This window comes from Coprobacter fastidiosus (assembly GCF_030296935.1).
In the GTDB taxonomy this organism is placed as follows: domain Bacteria; phylum Bacteroidota; class Bacteroidia; order Bacteroidales; family Coprobacteraceae; genus Coprobacter; species Coprobacter fastidiosus.
Genome location: NZ_AP028032.1, coordinates 918230 through 941515, shown reverse-complemented (window position 1 = coordinate 941515; position 23286 = coordinate 918230). Strand labels below are relative to the sequence as shown.

General features: G+C 38.3%; 17 protein-coding genes and 1 other RNA gene. 4 read left to right on the top strand and 14 right to left on the bottom strand.

The window, feature by feature from the left end; all coding sequences use genetic code 11:
- Nucleotides 1–35 precede the first annotated feature (35 nt).
- The 8 genes from leuB to QUE35_RS03785 all read right to left on the bottom strand — a co-directional run bounded on the left by leuB (nucleotide 36) and on the right by QUE35_RS03785 (nucleotide 9858).
- On the bottom strand, nucleotides 36–1106 hold the full coding sequence (gene leuB, locus QUE35_RS03820) for a 3-isopropylmalate dehydrogenase (protein ID WP_022389698.1): 1071 nt from the start codon (nucleotides 1104–1106) through the stop codon (nucleotides 36–38).
- 11 nt (nucleotides 1107–1117) lie between these two features.
- On the bottom strand, nucleotides 1118–2662 hold the full coding sequence (locus QUE35_RS03815) for a hydroxymethylglutaryl-CoA lyase-like TIM-barrel protein (RefSeq protein ID WP_022389699.1): 1545 nt from the start codon (nucleotides 2660–2662) through the stop codon (nucleotides 1118–1120).
- A 2-nt stretch (nucleotides 2663–2664) separates the two neighbouring features.
- Nucleotides 2665–3258 carry a 3-isopropylmalate dehydratase small subunit gene (leuD, locus tag QUE35_RS03810; protein ID WP_022600965.1) on the bottom strand — a complete coding sequence of 198 codons (594 nt, stop codon included), beginning with the start codon at nucleotides 3256–3258 and terminating at the stop codon, nucleotides 2665–2667.
- A 30-nt stretch (nucleotides 3259–3288) separates the two neighbouring features.
- A complete protein-coding gene (gene leuC / locus QUE35_RS03805; protein WP_022389701.1) occupies nucleotides 3289–4692 on the bottom strand; it encodes a 3-isopropylmalate dehydratase large subunit in 1404 nt (467 codons plus the stop codon).
- A gap of 18 nt (nucleotides 4693–4710) precedes the next feature.
- Nucleotides 4711–6207, bottom strand: coding sequence for a 2-isopropylmalate synthase (locus QUE35_RS03800; RefSeq protein ID WP_022389702.1), 1497 nt, complete (start codon nucleotides 6205–6207; stop codon nucleotides 4711–4713).
- A 346-nt stretch (nucleotides 6208–6553) separates the two neighbouring features.
- Entirely contained in the window at nucleotides 6554–7153 is a 600-nt protein-coding gene (locus QUE35_RS03795) for a hypothetical protein (protein WP_022600966.1), read from the bottom strand.
- A gap of 90 nt (nucleotides 7154–7243) precedes the next feature.
- Nucleotides 7244–8104, bottom strand: coding sequence for a sigma-70 family RNA polymerase sigma factor (locus QUE35_RS03790; protein WP_009319324.1), 861 nt, complete (start codon nucleotides 8102–8104; stop codon nucleotides 7244–7246).
- Nucleotides 8105–8355: 251 nt separating this feature from the next.
- Nucleotides 8356–9858, bottom strand: coding sequence for a Do family serine endopeptidase (locus QUE35_RS03785; protein WP_009319325.1), 1503 nt, complete (start codon nucleotides 9856–9858; stop codon nucleotides 8356–8358).
- Nucleotides 9859–10170: 312 nt separating this feature from the next.
- Between QUE35_RS03785 and rnpB the strand changes: the two genes are divergently transcribed.
- From rnpB to QUE35_RS03765, 4 genes are all read left to right on the top strand, one after another.
- Nucleotides 10171–10516: RNase P RNA component class A (gene rnpB, locus QUE35_RS03780), an RNA gene on the top strand.
- Between the two features lie 23 nt (nucleotides 10517–10539).
- Entirely contained in the window at nucleotides 10540–11919 is a 1380-nt protein-coding gene (locus QUE35_RS03775) for a YihY/virulence factor BrkB family protein (RefSeq protein WP_044261600.1), read from the top strand.
- Between the two features lie 84 nt (nucleotides 11920–12003).
- On the top strand, nucleotides 12004–13920 hold the full coding sequence (locus QUE35_RS03770) for a heparinase II/III domain-containing protein (RefSeq protein ID WP_022600968.1): 1917 nt from the start codon (nucleotides 12004–12006) through the stop codon (nucleotides 13918–13920).
- 179 nt (nucleotides 13921–14099) lie between these two features.
- Nucleotides 14100–15047, top strand: coding sequence for a glycosyltransferase family 2 protein (locus QUE35_RS03765; RefSeq protein ID WP_009319328.1), 948 nt, complete (start codon nucleotides 14100–14102; stop codon nucleotides 15045–15047).
- A gap of 331 nt (nucleotides 15048–15378) precedes the next feature.
- On the opposite strand, the gene QUE35_RS03760 is transcribed toward QUE35_RS03765, so the two are convergent.
- The 6 genes from QUE35_RS03760 to QUE35_RS03735 all read right to left on the bottom strand — a co-directional run bounded on the left by QUE35_RS03760 (nucleotide 15379) and on the right by QUE35_RS03735 (nucleotide 23279).
- Complete coding sequence (locus tag QUE35_RS03760; RefSeq protein WP_031258493.1) at nucleotides 15379–17241, bottom strand: SLC13 family permease; 1863 nt, start codon at nucleotides 17239–17241, stop codon at nucleotides 15379–15381.
- Nucleotides 17242–17439: 198 nt separating this feature from the next.
- Nucleotides 17440–18888, bottom strand: a complete 1449-nt coding sequence (gene xylE / locus QUE35_RS03755; protein WP_022389540.1) for a D-xylose transporter XylE — start codon at nucleotides 18886–18888, stop codon at nucleotides 17440–17442.
- 96 nt (nucleotides 18889–18984) lie between these two features.
- Nucleotides 18985–20301: a xylose isomerase gene (xylA, locus tag QUE35_RS03750; RefSeq protein WP_022600970.1), complete on the bottom strand. Its 1317-nt coding sequence runs from the start codon at nucleotides 20299–20301 to the stop codon at nucleotides 18985–18987.
- A 30-nt stretch (nucleotides 20302–20331) separates the two neighbouring features.
- Nucleotides 20332–21819 carry a xylulokinase gene (locus QUE35_RS03745; protein ID WP_009319332.1) on the bottom strand — a complete coding sequence of 496 codons (1488 nt, stop codon included), beginning with the start codon at nucleotides 21817–21819 and terminating at the stop codon, nucleotides 20332–20334.
- A 30-nt stretch (nucleotides 21820–21849) separates the two neighbouring features.
- Complete coding sequence (locus QUE35_RS03740; RefSeq protein WP_009319333.1) at nucleotides 21850–22572, bottom strand: NUDIX hydrolase; 723 nt, start codon at nucleotides 22570–22572, stop codon at nucleotides 21850–21852.
- Nucleotides 22573–22889: 317 nt separating this feature from the next.
- Entirely contained in the window at nucleotides 22890–23279 is a 390-nt protein-coding gene (locus QUE35_RS03735) for a hypothetical protein (protein WP_022600971.1), read from the bottom strand.
- Nucleotides 23280–23286 lie beyond the last annotated feature (7 nt).

Sequence of the window (23286 nt, the reverse complement as noted above, 5' to 3'; positions counted from 1 at the left end):
ACGGTATCCTGTCTTGGAAAATAGATACAGCTTAATTATTTATTTTTGATATAATCGGCAATCCATTGTCCTACTTCTGAAGTTTTATAAGACTTTCCATTTTGAGCTAAATCTTCTGTTACGATACCTGCTTCTATTGAAGCATCAACAGCTTCACGAATCATTTTGCCTTCATCCATGAGATTAAATGCATATTCGAACATAAGGGCTGCTGATAAAATCGTTGCTACAGGGTTAGCGATATTTTTGCCTGCGGCTTGCGGATAAGAACCATGTATCGGTTCGAATACTGAAGTATGAATACCTATGGAAGCAGAAGGAAGCATACCTAATGATCCTGTAATTACCGATGCCTCATCGGTAAGTATATCACCGAACATATTTTCGGTAACGATTACATCGAATCGGTTAGGCCATTGTATCAGTTGCATCGCAGCGTTGTCGACAAACATGTATTCGGTAGTGATTTCAGGATATTGTTTTTCTATTTCTTGAGCAACTTCACGCCATAAACGAGAAGTACACAAAACATTGGCTTTATCTACGACCGTAACTTTTTTATTTCTTTGCTTAGCATATTTGTAGGCAAGATGCACTATTCTTTCTATTTCTTCCCGGCTATAAACACATGTATCGTATGCAATAGTTCCGTCTTCACTTCTTCCTTGAGGACGTCCGAAGTAGATTCCTCCAGTCAATTCTCGAATGCACATCAGGTCGGTATCTTTTACGATGTCTGCCCGTAAGGGGGATTTGTATATAAGTGAATCGAATGTCGAGACAGGACGTATATTGGCATACAATCCTAATTTTTTTCTCATTCCGAGTAATCCCTGTTCTGGTCTGACTTTGGCAGACGGATTGTTATCATATTTCGGATCTCCGATAGCCCCGAATAATACAGCATCTGATTGCATACATAATTCGTGAGTTTCGTCAGGATAAGGATTCCCTGTTTTGTCGATAGCGCAAGCTCCTACTAAAGCATGCTTGTATGAAAGTTCATGTCCGAATTTTTCACATACGGTTTTTGTCACTTTCAACGCTTCGTTTACGATTTCTGGTCCTATACCGTCACCCGGTAATACGGCAATATTCAATTTCATGATTTTTTTGTTTATACGGTTTCTGATATATTATCTTGAATTTTTTCTATTTGGTTCAACATTTTAATAGTAGCCTGTATGGCTGCTTCTGTCTGGTCTGCATCAAGGCCTCTGGTTTTGAACGTATGGCCTTTGAAATTCCATGTAATAACTGTCTGAACAAATGCATCTGTACGGCCTCCCGGTGGAATATCGACTGTATAGTTGATGAGTATCGGGAATGTCTTTTTTAGTTGATATTTGTATATTTTTCGCAAAGCTTTGACGAAAGCATCATATTGTCCGTCTCCTGTTGCCGTTTCTTCATATTGTTCACCATGAATCTCTATTTTTATGACTGCGACCGGATGCAAGCCTTGGGCGAGTGAAAGTGAATAGTTGAGCAAATGTATCTTTTGGTCTTCTGAGTCGTGATTCAGAACATCTGAAATAATATACGGAAGATCATCTTGAGTTACTTGTTCTTTTTTATCACCTAAAGCAATGATCCGTTCTGTAACTTTTTTCATTGAAGTTTCATCTAACTCGATCCCCAGAGCTTCCAGATTTTTTTTGATATTGGCTTTGCCGGAAGTTTTTCCAAGTGCATATTCTCGTGTACGTCCGAAACGTTCGGGGAGCAAGTCGTTAAAGTAGAGGTTGTTTTTACTGTCTCCGTCAGCATGCACTCCAGCACATTGAGTGAAAACATGTTCCCCGATAACAGGTTTGTTGGACGGAATTCGTACGCCGGAGTAAGATTCTACTACTCGACTTACCTGATTTACTTTACGTTCGTCGATATTCGTTTTTGTTTGTAGTTGATCGTGCAGTACCGCTAATATACTCGATAAAGGAGCATTGCCGGCACGTTCTCCTAATCCGTTTATAGTACAATGAATCCCCTGTATTCCGGCCTTTGCTGCAGAATAGACATTTGCCACAGCGAGGTCGTAATCGTTGTGAGCATGAAAATCGAATCGAATCTCCGGATAACGATTTATCATTGATTTACAATAATCGTATGAAGAGTAAGGGTTTAGTATCCCTAAAGTATCGGGAAGCATGATACGTTCGATAGGTTCGTTTTTTAGAGCATTTACAAGTTGAAAAACGTATTCGGGAGAATGTAACATACCATTCGACCAATCTTCCAGATATATATTTACTTGAAGTCCGTTCGTTTTTGCGAAAGAGATTTCCTTTCGGATTGCTTCTATATGTTCTTCCGGAGATTTCCGTAATTGTTGTGTGCAATGTTTCAGAGAGCCTTTACATAGCAAATTCGCAACTTTTCCTCCGGCCTTCTTAATCCATTTTATAGAAATACCGTTATCCAGAAATCCGAGAATTTCGACTTTATTCAAGTGACCGCGTTTCCCTGCCCATTCACACACTCTTTTTACAGCTTCGAATTCTCCTTCAGAGACTCTTGCCGATGCAATTTCAATGCGATCTACACGTAATTCTTCTAACAAAAGTCTTGCAATACTGAGCTTTTCCTGAGCTGCGAATGAGACTCCCGATGTTTGTTCTCCGTCGCGCAGAGTCGTATCAAGTATTTCTATTTGCCGCATATTTATCTGTTTTGAGACTTTTCCCACGCTTCTATTCTATCCTTTCTGCTTAATAAATAGTCTATATCATCATATCCGTTAAGCAGGCAATCTTTTTTATAAGGATTTATTTCGAATGATTCTTGAGAGCCATTGTAGTTGTTCGTAATTAACTGATTTTCCAGATCTACTGTGACTGTGGTTTTCGGGTCGGAGGCGATTGCTCCGAACAGATCTGATAGAAAATTCTCAGAAACCACGACCGGAAGAACACAGTTGTTTAATGCATTGTTTTTAAAAATATCGGCAAAAAAACTTGAAACGACAACTTTGAATCCATATCCGGCAACAGCCCATGCGGCATGTTCTCGACTCGATCCGCTTCCGAAATTTTTTCCCGCAACCAAAACAGTGCCTGAGTAAGTGGGATCGTTTAATACAAATCCGGGAATAGGATTTCCTTCTTTATCGTAGCGCCAGTCTCTGAATAGGTTATCGCCGAAACCCTCTCGGGTAGTTGCTTTTAAAAAACGGGCAGGTATAATCTGGTCTGTATCGACATTTTCCATAGGAAGTGGGATACAGGTAGAGGTCAGAGTTTTAAATTTATCGGTCATATTTTTTATTTCTAAAAGATTATATAATAATTATTGCATAAAATTTCGGGGATCGGTAATTTTCCCTGTAATGGCAGCGGCAGCAGCGACAAGAGGTCCTGCCAAAATCGTTCGTGAACCTGGACCTTGTCTCCCTTCGAAATTTCGGTTAGATGTGGATACGGCATATTTTCCGGAAGGAACTTTATCGTCATTCATTGCGAGACAAGCAGAGCATCCGGGCTGACGAAGTTCAAATCCCGCTTCTGTTAAGATTTTATCCAATCCTTCTTTCCTGATTTGTTTTTCTACCGCCCAAGAACCGGGTACTAACCATGCGACTACATGATCAGCCTTTTTATGTCCTTTTACAAATTCGGCAAAGGTTCGGAAATCTTCGATACGTCCGTTTGTACAACTACCGAGAAATACATAATCGATCGTTTTCCCTTCTAATTTTTCACCGGGTTTGAATCCCATGTAATTTAAGGACTTGATAAAAGATATTTTACCGGCTTCATCAATCTGTTCTAATGCCGGAATCGTGTCGTGTATTCCCATTCCCATTCCGGGATTTGTCCCGTAAGTAATACGAGGTGCAATATCCGAAGCGTCGAAGAATACCTCTTTATCAAATACAGCATCGGCATCACTATACAATTCTTTCCACTGTTTCAGCGCTTTTTCCCACTCTTCTCCTTTAGGGGCAAATTCTTTATCTTTGACATAAGCGAATGTCGTTTCATCTGGGGCGATCATTCCGCCTCTTGCACCCATTTCAATACTTAGGTTACATACTGTCATGCGCCCTTCCATACTCAGTGAGCGAATCGCCTCTCCGGCAAATTCTACAAAATAACCGGTTGCGCCGCCTGTAGTCATTCGGGAAATTACATATAGAGCTATATCCTTTGCCGTAACCCCTTTTCCAAGTTTTCCGTTAATAGTGATTCTCATTCTTTTGGGTTTAGGCTGCAAAATACATTGTGTGGCCAGAACCATCTCGACTTCGCTTGTCCCGATTCCGAATGCAATAGCTCCGAAAGCTCCGTGAGTAGATGTGTGGCTGTCCCCGCAGACAATGGTCATTCCCGGTTGTGTCAGTCCGTTTTCCGGTCCTATAACATGAATAATTCCATTCTTTTCGTGTCCGAGTCCGTATAGAGTAATACCGAATTCCTTAGCGTTTCTACTTAATGCTTCTACTTGGTTTCGGGATATGGGGTCTGCAATCGGTTTGTCTTGGTTCAATGTCGGTATATTGTGATCAGGTGAACAAGTCGTACGGTCGGGACGGAATACTTTCAATCCACGTTCTCGCAAACCGTTAAATGCTTGAGGGCTGGTCACCTCATGACAATAATGTCTGTCGATGTATAATTGTGTGGGTCCGCCTTGTATAGTAGAAACTACATGTGCATCCCAAATTTTGTCGAATAATGTTTTTTTAGACATGATAAATGATGTTGTTTATTAAACGATAAATTTATTAATAGCGTCGATAAATGCCTCGACAGATGCTGCTACAATATCTGTATTGGCTGAGAAACCATAATAGTGTACTCCTTCATAAGAAACTGTTATATGCACTTTTCCGACATCGTCACTTCCCTTTGTGATAGCTTGAATTAAGAATTCTTGTACGGTCATTTTACGGTGAATTATTTGTTTTACCGCATTTATTGCTGCATCTACGGGTCCATTACCGGAAGCTGCCGCTTCGAATTTCTCTCCGGCGATATTTAAGCCGATACTGGCGACGGGGCGCATGCCGATACCGGAAGTTACCTGCAAATAGTCGATTGCGATGCGGGCATTTGCCGAGCGGTCTTTTCCTACAAGCATCAATATGTCATCATCATTTATGTCTTTTTTGCGATCGGCAAGTTTCAGAAAATCGCTATATGCCTTGTCTAGCTTTTCTTTGTCGAGTTCGACTCCGAGAATGTGAAGGCGATGTTTTAATGCTGCTCGTCCGCTACGGGCAGTCAATACGATTGAATTTTCGTCTATTCCGACATCTTTAGGATCGATGATTTCATAACTTTCGCGGTTTTTCAAGACTCCATCTTGATGTATTCCCGAAGAGTGGGCAAATGCGTTGCGTCCTACAATAGCTTTGTTCGGTTGCACCGGCATATTCATCAAACTAGAAACCATACGACTTATGCCATATATTTTTTGTGTATTGATATTAGTTTCTATATTGAGATCGTGATGGCTCTTAAAAATCATGGCAACTTCTTCTAAAGATGTATTTCCGGCACGCTCTCCGATACCATTTATAGTAACTTCAGCTTGTCTTGCCCCATTCAGTATTCCTGAAATTGTATTTGCCGTGGCCATTCCCAGATCATTATGACAGTGGGTAGCTATGGTTACTTTATCGATTCCTTCTACATTTTCTTTTAAGAAACGTATTTTGCGCCCGAATTCATCCGGAAGGCAATATCCTGTAGTATCCGGTATATTTACTACCGTAGCGCCGGCTTTTATTACAGCTTCTATGACTCGGGCTAAATATTCATTGTCTGTGCGTCCGGCATCTTCTGCGTAGAATTGGACATCTTCTACAAATTTTTTTGCATATTTGACCGCCGATACAGCACGTTCGATGATTTCTTCCCGAGTGGAATTGAATTTGTATTTGATATGATAATCAGATGTACCTATTCCGGTATGTATTCGTCCGTGTTTGGCATATTTTAATGCTTCTGCGGCCACTTTTATATCATTTTCTACTGCTCGTGTCAGAGCACAAATGGTAGGCCACGTTACTGCTTTAGAGATTTCTACTACCGAGTTGAAATCTCCCGGACTGGATACCGGAAACCCGGCTTCGATAACATCAACACCTAGCCCTTCGAGAGCTTTAGCTACCTGAATTTTTTCTACGGTATTCAATTGGCAGCCGGGAACTTGTTCTCCGTCTCGCAATGTAGTGTCAAAAATGAATAATCTGTCAGACATAATTTTATTTCTTATCTTTATTTTTCTATATAAAAAAACCTTTCAACACCGGAAGTGAGAAAGGTTTTATATTTATCTCTTTATATTATTGTACACTGGCTCACTTCCTATTAATTGTTCTCAATAGAATAATAATCTGTAAACCTAGTAGTAGAATTGCAAACGGCTTCATATTAAGTTTTATGTTTATTTGAAAAATATTTATACCTTCGTTTTCGGTTGCAAATATAGAAATGCTTTTTTAATATTCAAAACAAAATGAATTTTTTTTCTATATAAATCTTATAGAATATAATTTGTAAAGATGTGATTCTTTTGATTTGTAATTAATTGCTGCTTTATTTTTTTAGAATTGTGTGCCAATGCGAATGGCTAAGCCATTCTTTCCGGTTAATATTTCTTTCCGTAATACGCAGGTATCTTTACGTCTGTGATCTTGAAATTCATAGCCCATGCTGAGAAACAGCTTGTATTTTGTTTTAGATATGAAATTTACTCCTAAACCGATCGAGGCATATGCTCCTCCTCTGTCATTGTTCCCTGAAGTAGATAAACTGAATCCTCCTTTGCCATATATAAATGTCCGTTTCCAACATCCTCTTAATTCTCCGAATATGGGGAACATTGTAAAATTTTCTCTGAAGTAAGCTCGTATTCCTGCGCCTGGTCCTATGTAGAAATAGCTATTGATAAAATAACCGTATGATATATCTAAATCTAAGCTGGCATTACACTCGGATAAATCGGGATATGCCGGATCTTGTCTCATGAAGAGGGAAGTTCCGAAATCGGTAAATGCTGCGAATGTTTTTGCTTTAGAGTGTTCTTTTGTTTTTTTAGAATAGACAACCATCGCCCTCTCTTTTACTTCTTGAGCGTTGGTGACTGAGGAATATAAAATTGCGGTAATAGTGAGAATGAATAGCAAATAATTTTTTTTAGACATGGTATTGGTTTTTAGATCAAACGAAAAAGAGTGATTCGGAGTTAATTGTCCGAATGCACTCTTTGTTTTTTAGGATCACTCTTTCTTGTCTTATCCTAAGTAGGTTTTAAGCAGTTTGCTACGAGAACTTTGTCTCAATCTTCTTATGGCTTTTTCTTTGATCTGGCGTACGCGCTCTCTGGTGAGGCCGAATTTGTCGCCGATTTCTTCCAATGTCATTTCTTGACATCCGATACCGAAAAACATTTTGATAATATCACTTTCTCTTTCGGTTAATGTAGCTAATGCTCGATCTATTTCTTTAGCGAGGGACTCATTGATCAATGACCGGTCGGCAATAGGCGAATCATCGTTGATAAGCACGTCTAACAGACTGTTGTCTTCTCCTTCGACAAATGGGGCGTCAACAGAAATGTGACGTCCGGAAACTTTCATTGTATCCGAAATTTTGTCTACGGGGATATCCAATTCATCTGCTAATTCTTCCGGAGAAGGACGACGTTCGTTTTCCTGTTCAAATTTAGAAAAGGCTTTGCTGATTTTATTCAGCGATCCTACTTGATTGAGAGGAAGACGTACGATACGAGATTGTTCTGCTAAAGCCTGAAGAATCGATTGACGTATCCACCACACAGCATAAGAGATAAATTTAAAACCTCTGGTTTCGTCAAATTTTTCAGCGGCCTTTATCAAACCCAAATTTCCTTCGTTGATCAGGTCGGGAAGACTTAATCCTTGGTTTTGATATTGCTTGGCGACAGAAACGACAAAACGCAGATTGGCGCGGGTTAGTTTTTCTAAAGCAACCCGATCTCCTTTTTTTATGCGCTGGGCAAGTTCAACTTCTTCTTCGACAGTAATCAGGTCTTCTCGTCCGATTTCCTGAAGGTACTTGTCAAGCGAAGCGCTCTCCCTGTTGGTAATTGATTTTGTGATCTTTAATTGTCTCATCCTGCAGATTAGAAATTTGGAGTGCAAATATAATGTTTTTTTACAAATTCTCAAACCTTACGGTTAAGAAAAGAACTTTGTTCCATTTTGTCCTAACTCTTTTCTTCCATATTGGCTATTCGCAAAACGTACGGTGGAAATAATTTGTTTCCGATATTAATCTTCTTTGCCATTTGCCAAGATAAAAGCACAATTCTGCAAATTTAATTACAGTAAATTGTGCTTTTATGATTTGATTTAAGAACTATGCTTTATTCCGAAAGATCTACAGCATAATATCCAGTTTTCCCATTCGGATATATACCGGTGATGAACATGACTTTATCTCTGCTGTTTCCTTTCATGATGTCATTGAAAATACTTTCGATCGTATCGACTGATTTTACGTTGACACCGTTGATATTAAGAATAATAAATCCGTCGCGAATACCGGCTCTTTGGAATTTTCCGGCTTTGATACCGACAACTTGAACTCCAGAACTGATATTTAGTTCCCGTTTAGTATTATCTTTCAACTCTTTGAAAGCTGCTCCAAGACTCTCGATACCTTTTGTTTTGGTAATTTCGGTATTGCCTTGATTATTCTTTAACGTAACCGAAAGCGTTTTAGTATCTTTTCCTCTGTGAATTGTTACTTTTATTTTATCACCGGGGCGATAACGGTTTACCTGTTCCTGTAATGCAGAAGCAGTTTTTACAGGTACATCGTTGATTGCAATGATAATGTCTCCTTTCTTTATTCCGGCTTCCATGGCGGCACTACGGTCGCTGACTTCTTCTATATAAATACCATCTTGTATCTGAATGTCTTTTTCTTTTGCGAGATCTGAATTAATATCGCGGATGATAACTCCAAGCACGGCACGTTGTACTGTTCCATATTGTTTCAAGTCGGTAATTACTTTGCTTACTATACTTGTCGGAATAGCAAAAGAATATCCAGAATAAGCTCCTGTTTCGGAATAAATAGCTGTGTTTATACCGACTAATTCTCCATTTGTATTTACAAGAGCGCCTCCGCTATTACCCGGATTTACTGCTGCATCAGTCTGTATAAAAGATTCTATACCCATGGTTTTCCCTGTACTGATCATACCTAAGCTACGAGCTTTGGCACTTACAATACCGGCTGTAACAGTAGAGTAGAGCTGGAATGGATTTCCGACAGCCAGGACCCATTCTCCGACTTGTAGTTTGTCCGAATCTCCGAAAGGTAATGTCGGAAGATCTTTTGCTTCGATTTTGATTAAAGCCAAATCGGTACTTGGGTCTGTTCCTATGATTTTAGCATTGAAAGATCTTTTATCATTTAAAGTTACCTCTAATATATCCGCGCCTTCAATTACATGGTTGTTCGTTACAATATAACCATCAGGGGTGAGGATTACTCCCGATCCCATTCCTACACGAGGTTGAGGTTTCATATTTCCACCCCCTCTTTGTCCGAAAAAGAATTCAAAGAAAGGATCTTGCATCATTCCTTGCTGTTGTTGTTTGGCAGATGTCGTAGATTTTATACTGACAACGGCATTTACTGTACTGGCCGCCGCTTTTGTAAAATCGGTTTCAATAGCCGGACGGTTTGAAACCGGAGTAAAAGCTACGGGTTTGGCGTATTTGCTTCCGGCTTCCTCAATAGCGTTATCGCTTATTGATTTCGAGCGGTTTAGAAAGGAGTAAGCACCAATGGATACTCCGGAACTAACGAGAGCCACGAGTGCAAAACTGATAAGTTTTTTGCTGAAATTTTCCATGACGTTTCTGTTATTCATTTGTTAATAAATCTCTGTTTTTAAATGTTTGAGTCGTTAAATTTAATACAATATCCGTGCGGTTATTTCTCTCTCTGTTTCTTTTTAGAAACTTTTAATAGCTCTCTTAGGTGATTAACAGGGGTTAACTGACCATTGTCTGGAAAACCGACAAAGTTACCGATATAACTGACATAAAGTCTGATAGATGAAAACAATCATCTCTATAATAATGTTATAATCGCACAAGATTGTTCTTTTTGTCGGGCAGCAGTTTGGATAACCGCCGGTAATCGATTATCTTTGCAAGTATATACAGCAGGACAGTCTGTCGCTCATGGAAACATGTGAGGAAAGTCCGGGCAACATAGAGCACCATATTTCCTAACGGGAAGCTATTCGTGAGAGTAGAGTAACGTAACAGAAAATAACCGCTGCTTGCAGCAAGGGTGAAAAGGTGAGGCAAGAGCTCACCGGTTTTCGTGGTGACACGAAAAGCCGTACGTCTTATGGGTTGTAAGGTTATGTATACCGACGCAGTAGGGCTGCTCGTCCAATGTCGGGGGGTAAACCGCTAAAGCTTTATGGCGACATAAAGATAAGATAAATGACAGACGCCTTTTTTAAGGTACAGAACCCGGCTTATCGTTCTGCTGTATTTTTTATTCAATGATTGTTGTAAATATGGCGAAAAATAATATAGTACTCCGGATTGTAACATTCTTTCGCACCGCATCGAAATTTATATTTGAAGATATGTGGCGTATTACCGGGAATGATGTTTCGGGGTTGCGTCGTAGGTTGATCAATCTGGCAAAGACTATATTTATTTCAGTACGTCGGTTTCGAGAAGATGACCTTCAGTCAAAAGCATCGGCACTTACCTATAGCACATTATTAGCTGTCGTTCCGGCTTTAGCCTTAATGTTTGCCATAGCTAAAGGTTTTGGTTTTCAAAATATTGTGCAAAGTCAATTGTTCGATTATTTTCCAGCTCAAAAGGAAGCGCTTGCACATGCTCTTTCATTCGTCGATGCCTATTTGACGCAGGCTAAAAGCGGAGTATTTGTCGGAATCGGTATTATCTTTTTACTTTGGACGGTAATAAGCCTGATGGGTACTGTAGAAAGTACGTTGAATGATATATGGCAGGTAAAGAAAAATCGTTCTTTTTATCGTAAAATTACCGATTATACTTCGATGTTTGTTTTACTTCCGGTCTTGATGATAGCTTCCAGTGGTATATCTTTGTTTATATCTACGGGTATTGACAGCAATGCGTATTTATATTTTATAAGTCCTTTGGTAAGAAATCTAATTTCGTTTAGTCCCTATTTCTTGACCTGTTTATTGTTTACAGGAATATATGTTTTGGTGCCCAATACAAAAGTTAAATTCTGGAACGCTTTTATTGCTGGTATTATTTGCGGTACGGCTTTTCAGATTTTCCAGTTTTTGTATATCAGCGGGCAAATATGGGTGTCGAAGTATAATGCTATTTACGGAAGTTTTGCATTTTTACCGTTGTTTTTATTATGGATGCAACTTTCATGGCTGATTTGTCTTTTCGGTGCGGTTCTTTCGTTTTCAGCTCAAAATATAGAAAGTTATGATTTTGAACAGGATACAAAGAATATAAGTCGTCGATATAAAGATTTTGTCGTATTGCTGATCGCATCGGTGATCGTAAAACGTTTTGAAAACGGAGAGACACCTCTGACAATGCAGCAGATAAGTAAGGCTTATCAGATTCCGATTAAGCTTACCAGTCAGGTTCTATATTTACTTATTGAGATAGGGATTGTCAGGGAAACGACAACTGATGATGAACGTTTGCTGGCATATCAGCCGGCATCCGATATTTCCGGAATGACGGTAGGAACATTATTAATGCGTATAGATGAGCTGGGTTCTGAGCAGTTTAAAATTAATAGAGATACTCTTTATAACAAGCATTGGGTTGCTTTGTTGAAGGCACGTGAACAGATGTATGATACAGCAGGTAAAGTGCTTTTAAAAGATTTGTCATTTAATGATTTACCTGTAAAAATTCAAGAAAAATAATATTTTTTTATCGGGAAAATATAGGCAGGCTCTTATTGATTTGTTTATATTTGTATCAACCGAATTTTTAACCTTCGATTAACTATGAAACAGTTTTCATGCCTTATGCTTTTTTTGATTCTTTCTTATTCCGGATATGGATATGAAGAGAGAAATCTTTTAGAAAAACAGGCCGATGTAACACGGCTTAAAGAAATTTTTATTCCCAATCAAAAATGGGTATCTTATCCAAAATATACCGATCGTGAAGGATGGGATGCTTTAACAAAAGAACATAAACAGATGCTGATCAGACGAGGTGAAAAGCAACTGAATTATGAATGGAAAGTCATAAAAGCTACCGATTATTTGGAATATGAACGTACAGGTAATCGTAAAATTATGGAAAACCCTAATAGCAGTAATAATAATGCGATTGCAGATCTGGCAATTGCTGAATTAGCTGAAGGAAAAGGCCGTTTTATCGATCAGCTAGTCAATGGTGTAGTATATTCGTGTGAAATGACATCTTGGGCTCTTTCCGCCCATCTTCCTGCTCAGCACTCTAAACGGTCTTTACCCGATTATACGGAACATATAATCGATTTGGTTTCTGGAGATATGGGAGCTCTTTTGTCATGGGTATATTATTTTTTTCATGAAGAGTTCGATAAAGTAGATCCTATAATATCAAAACGTCTTTATAAGGAGATAAAAGAACGAATTATGGATACTTATATGCAGGAAGATCGTTTCTGGTGGATGGCATTTGATTACAAGGGGCAGTTGGTAAATAATTGGAATCCTTGGTGTAATGCAAATGTATTACAATGCTTTTTGTTATTGGAGAATGATAAAAACAAATTGGCCGATGCCGTATATAGGACAATGGTTTCGGTAGATAAATTTATAAATTATGTCCATTCTGACGGAGCGTGTGAAGAAGGACCATCCTATTGGGGGCATGCTGCTGGAAAAATGTATGATTATCTGCAATTGTTGTATGACGCTACGGGAGGAAAATTGTCTTTGTTCACGAACCCTTTAATCCGTAATATGGGGGAATATATTTCTCGGACTTATGTCGGTGACGGCTGGGTCGTTAATTTTGCCGATGCTTCTGCAAAGGGTGGCGGAGATGCCGGTTTGATTTTTCGCTATGGAAAAGCAATCGGCAGTGATGAAATGCAAAAGTATGCAGCTTGGCTGTCGCGTAAAAAAGGTGGAATCGTCATAACGTCGGGAAGAGATATATTCCGTACATTGCAATGTCTGCTTTATAGCGAAGGTATGCAAAAAACGACTCCGGTACACCAGACTCCGGAGGTAACATGGTATCCGGAAACACAATTCTGTTATTTGAAAAATAAAAAAGGTTTTTTCTTAGCTGTTAAAGGCGGATATAATAACGAAAGTCATAATCATAATGATGTCGGGACATTTTCTTTATACTATAACGCAGTTCCGGTTATTATAGATGCCGGAGTCGGTACTTATACACGGCAAACTTTCGGAAAAGAACGTTATACGATATGGACGATGCAAAGCAATTATCATAATTTACCGATGATCAACGGAGTGCCTCAAAAATTCGGGTCTGAATATAAGGCTACGAATGTTTTGTTGGACAAAAAGAAAAAGCAATTGTCTATGAATATTGCTGCTGCTTATCCCGATAATGCGGAGGTCGAAAAGTGGATAAGAACATATCGTCTTCGGGACAGTAGTCTGGATATTTCTGATGATTTTATTTTAAAGAAATTGAAAAATGAAAATCAGGTAAATTTTTTATTATGGGGAGATATTGATTTGAATACGGCAGGGAAAGTGAAAATTTCGGTAGAGGGACAAATTGTAGAGCTCTATTATGATAAGTCTTTGTTTACACCGTCTTTAGAGACAATTTTGCTTACAGATCCCAGATTATCTAATGTTTGGGGTGAGAAAATATTCCGTCTTTCCCTGACGGCAAAAAAAATGGTAGAAAAAGGACGCTATGTCTTTAGCGTGAAAGCATTATAAATAAATTACTTTTTAGATATTAAGATTAAGAACTTGCCTGAATATTGTTTTGTCGAAAAATTTAGGCAGGTTCTTAATCTGACTGTGAGATTTTATATAAATTGATTGGTTTTAATGCGATATGTTATGTATCTTTGATTTCGTTAATTTATTAATTTGTCTTTTAACTTTGAAAATATATGATACTAAGTATCGTTGTCCCGTGTTATAACGAGTCGGAAGTAATAAACGAAACATCCAGACGTCTTATTTCTGTCCTTGAAGGATTGATAAAGAAAGAGATGATTTCTCCCGACAGTTTTATATTGTTTGTCAATGACGGTAGTCGGGATAATACATGGGAACTTATCCGTAAATTATATAAAGAGAATAAGTATATATATGGTGTTAATTTGGCCGGTAATGTCGGACACCAGAATGCGTTGATGGCAGGATTGACGGTCGCTAAAGATATGAGTGATCTTGCGATTTCGATAGATGCCGATTTGCAAGATGATGTTTCGGTTATAGAAGAAATGGTAAAGAAATACGATGAAGGATTCGACATTGTATATGGAGTGAGAAAATCTCGACAGAAAGATACTTTTTTCAAACGGACTACAGCTCTTTGTTTTTATAAGTTGATGACGGGATTAGGAGTGAAATCGGTTTATAATCATGCCGATTATCGTTTGATGAGTAAACGGGCGTTGGAACAACTTATGAAATTCAGAGAACGTAATTTATTTTTACGAGGTATAGTGCCGTTGATCGGTTACAATACGACATGTGTATATTATGACCGTCATGAGCGTTTTGCCGGAGAATCTAAATATCCCTTGAGTAAAATGCTCAATTTTGCGATAGACGGTATAACCTCATTCTCGGTAAAACCTGTGCGTTTGATATTCGGTGCTGGCGTATTTTTCCTGATTATGACGTTTTGTGCATTTATATATACGTTATGTTCTTATTTAACAGGAGATATTGTTGCAGGATGGGCATCACTAATGCTTTCTGTGTGGTTTATCGGAGCTTTGGTTCTGATTTCCATTGGGATAATAGGAGAGTATATCGGAAAAATTTATATCGAAGTGAAAGATCGCCCTCGGTATAATATCGAAACTATTCTTACTCATAAAGAATAGTAATCTGAAAGATATGAAAACCTCCTTTTTCAAGATAATACATTGAAAAGTTGCTTTTCCTGTTTTATGAGGATGATAACTCGCTTATCTGACGAGTAAAAACGAGCCTATAATATTGTTGGCAATACCGGTACGGTTCTCCTTCCTCTTGAAAGGGGAAGGGGGATTTTTTGTAGCAACCCGTTCAATACAATATTCAAATCTATTGGCATGCACTCATTGATACGATCATACACTCCTTTATTCCTTTCGAGAAAGGGGCTGACTTCTTGTGGATTTCTCTCGAACTTGATCCGTGCAAATTTTAGACAGCCCCTTTAGAAGTATGGATTTAAAACGGAAAAATAAGAGGCAGGGTAAAGATCATGATAACTCCGATAATAATCTGAAGAGGCAATCCGACTTTCACATAATCCATAAATGTATATTGTCCTGCCGGCATTACTAATGCGTTCGGAGGTGTGGAGAACGGAGATGCAAAACACATGCTTGCTGCAACGGTTACAGCAAATAGGAAAGGATAGGGGCTTACTCCGATTCCTATAGCCGATTGCATTGCGATGGGAGCGAGTAATACTGCTGTAGCTGTATTGCTGATAAACATCGTCATCAGTGATGTCGTAAAATAAACTCCTGCTAACAATATGACCGGGCCGTATTGACCTAATCCTGTAACCAACGAGTGCGAAATGACTTTTGATGCGCCTGTTTTTTCCAATGCTAAAGACATGGGAAGCATGGCAGCAATAAGTACGATACTTTCCCAATTAATAGTTTTATAGGCTGATTCTACATTTCGAAAACATCCGGTAAGAACCATTAACAATCCAGCTATCATAACGGCTGTAACAGGTGCGATCGGAATAAAATCGAACATCATTGCAGCTATCATAAGAACCATGATTGTTGCAGCGACGGGAGCTTTATAATCTAAGGTCACTTTGGCAGCTTCGGTAAGCGGTTGACCTAATACGACCCATTCCGATTGATCTTCACTTAACCGGGCTATATCGTTCCATGTCCCTTGTACGAGTAATACGTCTCCCGAGTGGATTTTTTCATCTTTTATATCATGTAAAATATATTCCTTTTTACGACGTATTCCGAGAACATTTAGATTGTATTTATCTCTGAACCCGGCATCTTTAACACTTTGATTGATGAGGCGTGAATTTGGCATCAATAAAATTTCGGCAATACCGATATCATAAAAATCGAGAGAGTTCTCTTTATTCTTCCCAGATTCTTCAGTAGTATGCGAGTCGATGATATAAAGATCTAATTCTTGCGCAATTTGGTGTATCCGGTCGAAATCTCCCATTACATAAATTACATCTTCGCTTTGTAATGTCGTGTCAGTTGCAAGTTTTTGATTGACCGACTTTAAGAAACGTGATTGAGACTGAGAGATGCGTCGTACTTCCAAAACGTTCAATCCGTATTTTTTTCGAATATCCAGTTCAACTACATTTTTACCGATGACAGGAGATTTAGGATTTACTTTTATTCTGAATAAATTATCTGCAAGTTGGTATTCTTTAACCAATTCATTCAAAGATTTGTTTCTGTTTGTTTTATTATTGTTATTTTGTCCTTTTTGGGAAAGAAATATTTTGCTTAACGGAATAAGTACTATAATACCTGTCAGGACACAAATAATACCGACCGGAGTGAAAGAGAAAAAAGAAAGGGGGGCATATCCGTTTTCTGTCAGTGTATTTTGAATGACAAGGTTAGGCGGAGTTCCGATTAAGGTCATCATACCTCCCATACTGCTTGCGAATGCTAACGGCATGAGCAGACGGCTGGCGTTCATGTTTGCGCTTAAAGCCAAACTGACGACGATAGGTAACATCAGAGCAACTGTTCCTGTATTGCTGACAAATGCTCCGATTGCAGCGGTTACCAGCATAACAAGGATGAATAGTTTCAGTTCACTTTTACCTGCCATTCTTAATATTTTCGCACTGATCATTTTGGCTAATCCGGTCTGAAAAATAGCACCTCCGACAACAAATAGCCCAACCATCATAATGACAATGGAATTGGAAAATCCAGATAATGCTTCTTCCGGAGTCAATATTTGAAAAACTAAAAGAAGTACGAGTGCACAGAGTGCTACCACATCCGAACGAATCTTGCCGTTCATGAAAAAAATTGCGGATAATACTAAGATAGTAAGGGTTATGTACATAAAAATCGAATATAAGTTGTATAATGTATTTGTAATATACAGATTTATAGCTTATTTTGTTGCAAATATATTTTCGTTTGTTTTATAAATCAAATGTGAAAATGCTTTTTTATGTTCTATTAGGATCTTATTTTGGTTCTGTGGGTATAAAAAAAGCGGCGAGATATCTCGCCGCTTTTAAGATTAGAGGTATAGAGATTATTTTTTCCACAGTTTACTCATGTCTTCTAATGATTTGCCTTTAGTTTCAGGGACAAAACGCCATACGAAGATCGCTGCGATTACACAGATGATGCCATATAAACTGTAAGCGAACATAGGACTGAATTCGTATAAAGGCGGGAATGTAGAAGATACGATATAGTTAAATACCCATTGGAATGCTACTGCGATAGCGACAGCTTTTCCTCGAATCGTGTTAGGGAATATTTCTGAAATTAACACCCAGCAAATAGGACCCCAAGACATCATGAAGAAAGCAGCGTATACAATAATGGAAAGAACGGGAATGATACCTTTAAGACCGATATTGTCACATATAGCTACGGCAAATGCACCGATAGCCATACCGATAGATCCGATAATTAATAACGGTTTGCGGCCGAATCTGTCAACTGTAAAGATTGCAACGAGAGTGAAAAGGATATTAACAATACCCATAATCACGGTTTGCATCATACCACCGCCTTCAGCTCCTGCATTTTCAAACATACGAGGTGCATAATATAAGACCGCATTAATCCCTATGGCTTGTTGGAATACCGATAATAATATACCGATAATGATTACCGGAACGCCATAAGTAAACAACTTTTCGGTTTTTTCGTGTACCGTACTTTTTATATCGTTTAGTATCTCTTTTGCCTTTTTCTGTCCGTTGATTTTCTCCAGAATAGAGAAAGCTTTCTCTTCTTGTTCTATCAGCACCAAATATCGAGGAGTTTTGGGTACAAAAAATAGTAAAATTCCGAAAAGTATTGCCGGAAACGATTCTGATCCGAACATATAACGCCAGCCTTCTTTTACTGTCCACATATCAGATTCTGGGCTTACCGATAGAACGCCTTGTGCGTCTTTCAGTATAATGGGATTTTGATGGTCGCCTAAAATCAAGTAGTTTACAAAATATACGACCAACATACCGAAAATAATAGCGAATTGATTACAAGAAACAAGAGTACCGCGTATTTCGGATGGAGCTATTTCTGCGATATACATAGGAGATATTGCAGAAGCAAGACCTACACCTACACCTCCTAAAATACGATAAAAGTTAAATGCTATCAAGACATTTAGATTCGCTTCTCCATATTTAAAGAATAAAAATTCGGGATAATAAGAACCTAATGCTGAGAGTAAAAGCAGTACGGATGCCAAACGTAAAGAATTACGGCGACCTAAACGCAATGCTGATATGCCGGAAATTGCTCCTCCGATAACACAACCCAATAATGCGCTGGAAGAAGTAATACCATGTAATATTTTGTCATATTGAAAATCGGTGGCAGTAAGAAAAAAAGCTTCTAACCCTTTTTCTGCACCCGAAACAACAGCTGTGTCGTATCCGAATAGCAGACCGCCCAAGATTGCTACAGCTGTGATGGAGTATAAATAAAATTTACTCCCTTCTGTGGTTGTATTGTTCATAGTGTCTTAAAATAAGATAATAATGAAGTTAAAGTTGATATTATGCAAAAGTGATAAGGGAATATTCCCTTATCACTTACTTCAATAATGTGAGAATTAGCAATACATATTTACGATTGCTTCGTATAATTCTTGTTTGCCGCTGGTTTGTTTAGGTTCACCGTTAGCTTTAGCGTAAGCTACGATGTCTTCCAGAGACAATTTCCCTTCTTCAAACTCTTTACCTTTACCTGAATCGAAAGAAGCATAACGGTCGGCCAACATTTTTTTGTAAGGAGATTCTTCCAACAACTTGGCTGCACTTAATAATGCTCTGGCCATAACATCCATACCTGCAATGTGTGCAATAAAAATATCTTCAAGATCGGTAGAATTACGACGAGTTTTAGCATCGAAATTAGTACCGCCATTGCCGAAACCGCCGTTACGGATAATTTGCATCATTGCTTGAGTTAATTCGAAATTATCGATAGGAAATTGGTCTGTATCCCATCCGTTTTGATAGTCTCCACGGTTAGCATCGATAGAACCTAACATACCGTTGTCCACTGCTACGCATAATTCATGTTCGAATGTGTGCCCTGCCAATGTTGCATGATTGACTTCGATGTTTACTTTAAAATCTTTATCCAAACCATGAGCTTTTAAGAATCCGATAACGGTTTCCGTATCTACATCGTATTGATGTTTGGTCGGTTCCATAGGCTTAGGTTCAATCAAGAACGTACCCTTGAAACCTTTTGCACGAGCATAATCCCGAGCCATTTTCAACATTTGGGCTAAATGTTCTTTTTCACGTTTTTGATCGGTATTCAAAAGAGACATATAGCCTTCACGTCCACCCCAGAATACATAATTAGTTCCGCCTAATTCGATAGTAGCATCAATTGCATTTTTGATTTGAACGGCAGCTCGCGCTACTACATCGAAATCAGGATTAGTTGCTGCACCATTCATATAACGTGCGTGTCCGAATACGTTAGCAGTACCCCAAAGCAGTTTAATTCCGGTTTCTGCTTGTTTCTTTTTAGCATAAGCTACGATTTCTTTTAAATTTGCTTCATATTCTTCGATAGTTTCAGCTTCTGCGACCAGATCGACATCGTGGAAACAGTAGTATTCGATTCCCATTTTTTGCATGAATTCAAATCCTGCATCCATTTTGTGTTTTGCAGCTTCTACCGGATTTTCAGAATCGTTCCACGGGAATTTTTTTGTTCCTCCTCCGAATTGATCTCCACCTTCTGCACATAGTGTATGCCACCAAGCCATAGAAAATTTCAACCAATCTTTCATTTTTTTACCCATTACGACTTTTTCAGCATCATAATACCGGAAAGCCATCGGATTTTTACTTTCTACACCTTCAAATTTAATTTTTCCGATACCAGGAAAATACTCTTTTGTTGCCATAGTTTTTTGTTTTATAAAAGGTTATTATTTTTATTTCATAGACTCTTCAAGTCTTTTCTTCCATAAATTATATGCGCCTTGATAAGCGGAGATATTTTTTATTTCTGGTTCGATCACCTCTATTTTCTTTAATGATGCAAAGGCCTCTTCGGCATTTTTATAAATTCCTGCACCTATTCCTGCGCCTTTGGCTGCTCCTACCGAACCGTCTGTGTCATACAATTCTATTGTTGCTTGAGTGATTCCGGAAAGTGTATTTCTAAATAACGGACTCAAAAACATGTTGGCATGTCCGGCTTTGATTGTATGAATATCGATTCCGATACTTTCCATGATTTCCATTCCGTATTTGAATGAAAACACTATACCTTCCTGTGCTGCACGCATCAGGTGACGTTTATCATGTATGTTATAATTTATGCCATGTACGGATGCTGATATTTCTCGATTTTGTAAAATGCGTTCTGCCCCGTTGCCAAAAGGTATGATACTTACACCATCAGCTCCTATTTTTACTTGAGAAGCAAGATTATTCATATCTGTATAAGATGTGTCGGCAGATGCTATATTCCGTTTTATCCATGAGTTTAGGATACCGGTTCCGTTTATACAAAGTAATACTCCGAGTCGAGTATTTGCTTTATCATGGTTTACATGAGCAAAAGTGTTGACTCTTGACAAAGGATCATAATTGACATGACCGTTAATTCCATAGACGACACCGGATGTCCCTGCGGTAGATGCGATTTCTCCGGGATTTAGAACATTTAAAGATAGTGCATTATTGGGCTGATCTCCGGCACGGTAGGTAACGGGAGTACCGATTTTCAATCCTAATGTTGCTGCAGCTTCGGCATTCATCTCACCTTGTAGCCCGAATGTCGGGACGATTGAGGCAATCAAACTTTGATCAAATCCGTAGTATTCCATTAGCTCTTTTGAGATGGTCTCATTTTTGAAATCCCAGAAAATACCTTCGGACAATCCCGATATGGTTGTGCAACTATTGCCTGTTAACTTCATGGCGATGTAGTCTCCCGGCAGCATTATTTTGTCTATTTTTTCAAAAACTTCCGGTTCGTTTGCTTTGATCCAAGCTAATTTTGAAGCCGTAAAATTTCCCGGAGAATTTAATAGATGAGAAAGGCAGTACTCTTTCCCGAGAGTTTCAAATGCTTTTTCTCCATAAGGTACTGCACGACTGTCGCACCAAATGATTGCCGGACGCAATACTTTTTGATTCTTGTCTACGACGACAAGACCGTGCATTTGATATGAAATGCCGATTGCTTTTATATCGGAAGCATCGATATTAGATTGTTTGAGTACCGACTCTGTAGCTAACTTCAGGTTCTCCCACCACTGTTCGGGATTTTGTTCTGCCCAACCTGATTTTACCGCGATAATTTCCATTTCCTGTTTCGGGAAAAAATCCGAAGCTACGCATAATCCGCTTTGAGCATCCACTAATGATGCTTTTACAGAAGAGCTTCCTATGTCATATCCTAATAAATACATTGGCTTTATGATGATTTAAAGTTGATAATTTTAATATTGTCCGTATAGTTTGTTATATGTTTTTTTATCGAATCGATAATATCTGGCAGCCCTGTGTGCGACATTTGTTTGCTTTTCTTCTAATGCTATGACATAGGGCATTGCAGTTATTTTTTTATGAAAATTCCTTACATCCATTTCCTTATCGTAGATCACTTCATATAGGCGACGTAATTCTAAAGCTGTGAATTTGGCCGGTAATAATTCGAATAAAATAGCCGGATATAGTTTAGATGTACGTCTTATTTCTCGTATAGCTTCTTCAATAATATTTTTATGGTCGAAAGCAAGGCGCGGTAATTCTTGAACGGGACACCAAGTGACTTTATGATTTTGAAAATTCATGTTCATTTTGTTCGTGATGCGAATGACCGACATATAGCCGATTGTCACGATACGTCCCATTTTTACTTGAGTCGTTTCTTCCAGCCAAGATAAATCATCCGGATTACTGGTTCGATCGGGAGCACCGAAAGTTTTAAATTGTTTTAGATACGGATCGTTCATTCCGGTAATTTCTAAAAGAACTTTATGTGCAGCTTCATCCAAATCTTCATCATCAAATATCGGACGTCCCGGTAATTTCATACCGCTTCCTTTTTTGTTATTGGGAGTTTCACTTTGTTCCGTAAGTAAGACTTTTAACGATTCTCCGTTAAATCCGATAAGGACACAATCTACAGAAACGTGTGGGTTATAAGCGTGTGTTTTCATAGCGAATAACTTACCTTTTTTCGAAATTCGTATGTCAAATATAGAAGATATATTTTTGAAATAAAAGCCTAATCGCCTTTTATTTAGCAGTTTTATTTTGTATGTCGGATATTCTATTTGTATTGTGTACAATAAGATCCTTTCTTTGTGTCGTCTTTACAGTATCTAAGAAACATTTTTCTTATCTGATTTAGTACAATAACTATAAATGTTAAATAACTATAATCTTATTATCGGAAAAGGATAGACACCTAATTTTACAAAAACAGCCGGCACTTCTATCGGGTGTCGGCCGTTTTATCCAAAACATAACATGTTTATTTTTTTCGGATGTCAACGATAGGTACAGTTTTTTCAAATCCATCCTTTGTTGGGTACTTATATACTCCTATTTGTTTTACACATTTTCCGGAAGGAATTTTAATAATTTGGTCGTCATAATAAGATTTTCCGTTTTCGTGTAAAAATAAAACGACTAAACCTGTGTGTAATGATGTTGAATATTTTTCTTCTATCTCATTTGCTAAAGCGTCACCCGAATCCAATACTTGGAAAACTTCAAAAGAGTTTTCGCTGATACATTCTCCTTCATTTTCAAATAGATTCATATCATTATGGGAAAAATTACTGGCAAAGACTAAGGAGATAAAAATCATTAAGACTGCCCCGGTAACTATTCCGGCGGTAAATATTAATATGTCCTTCATAATTTAA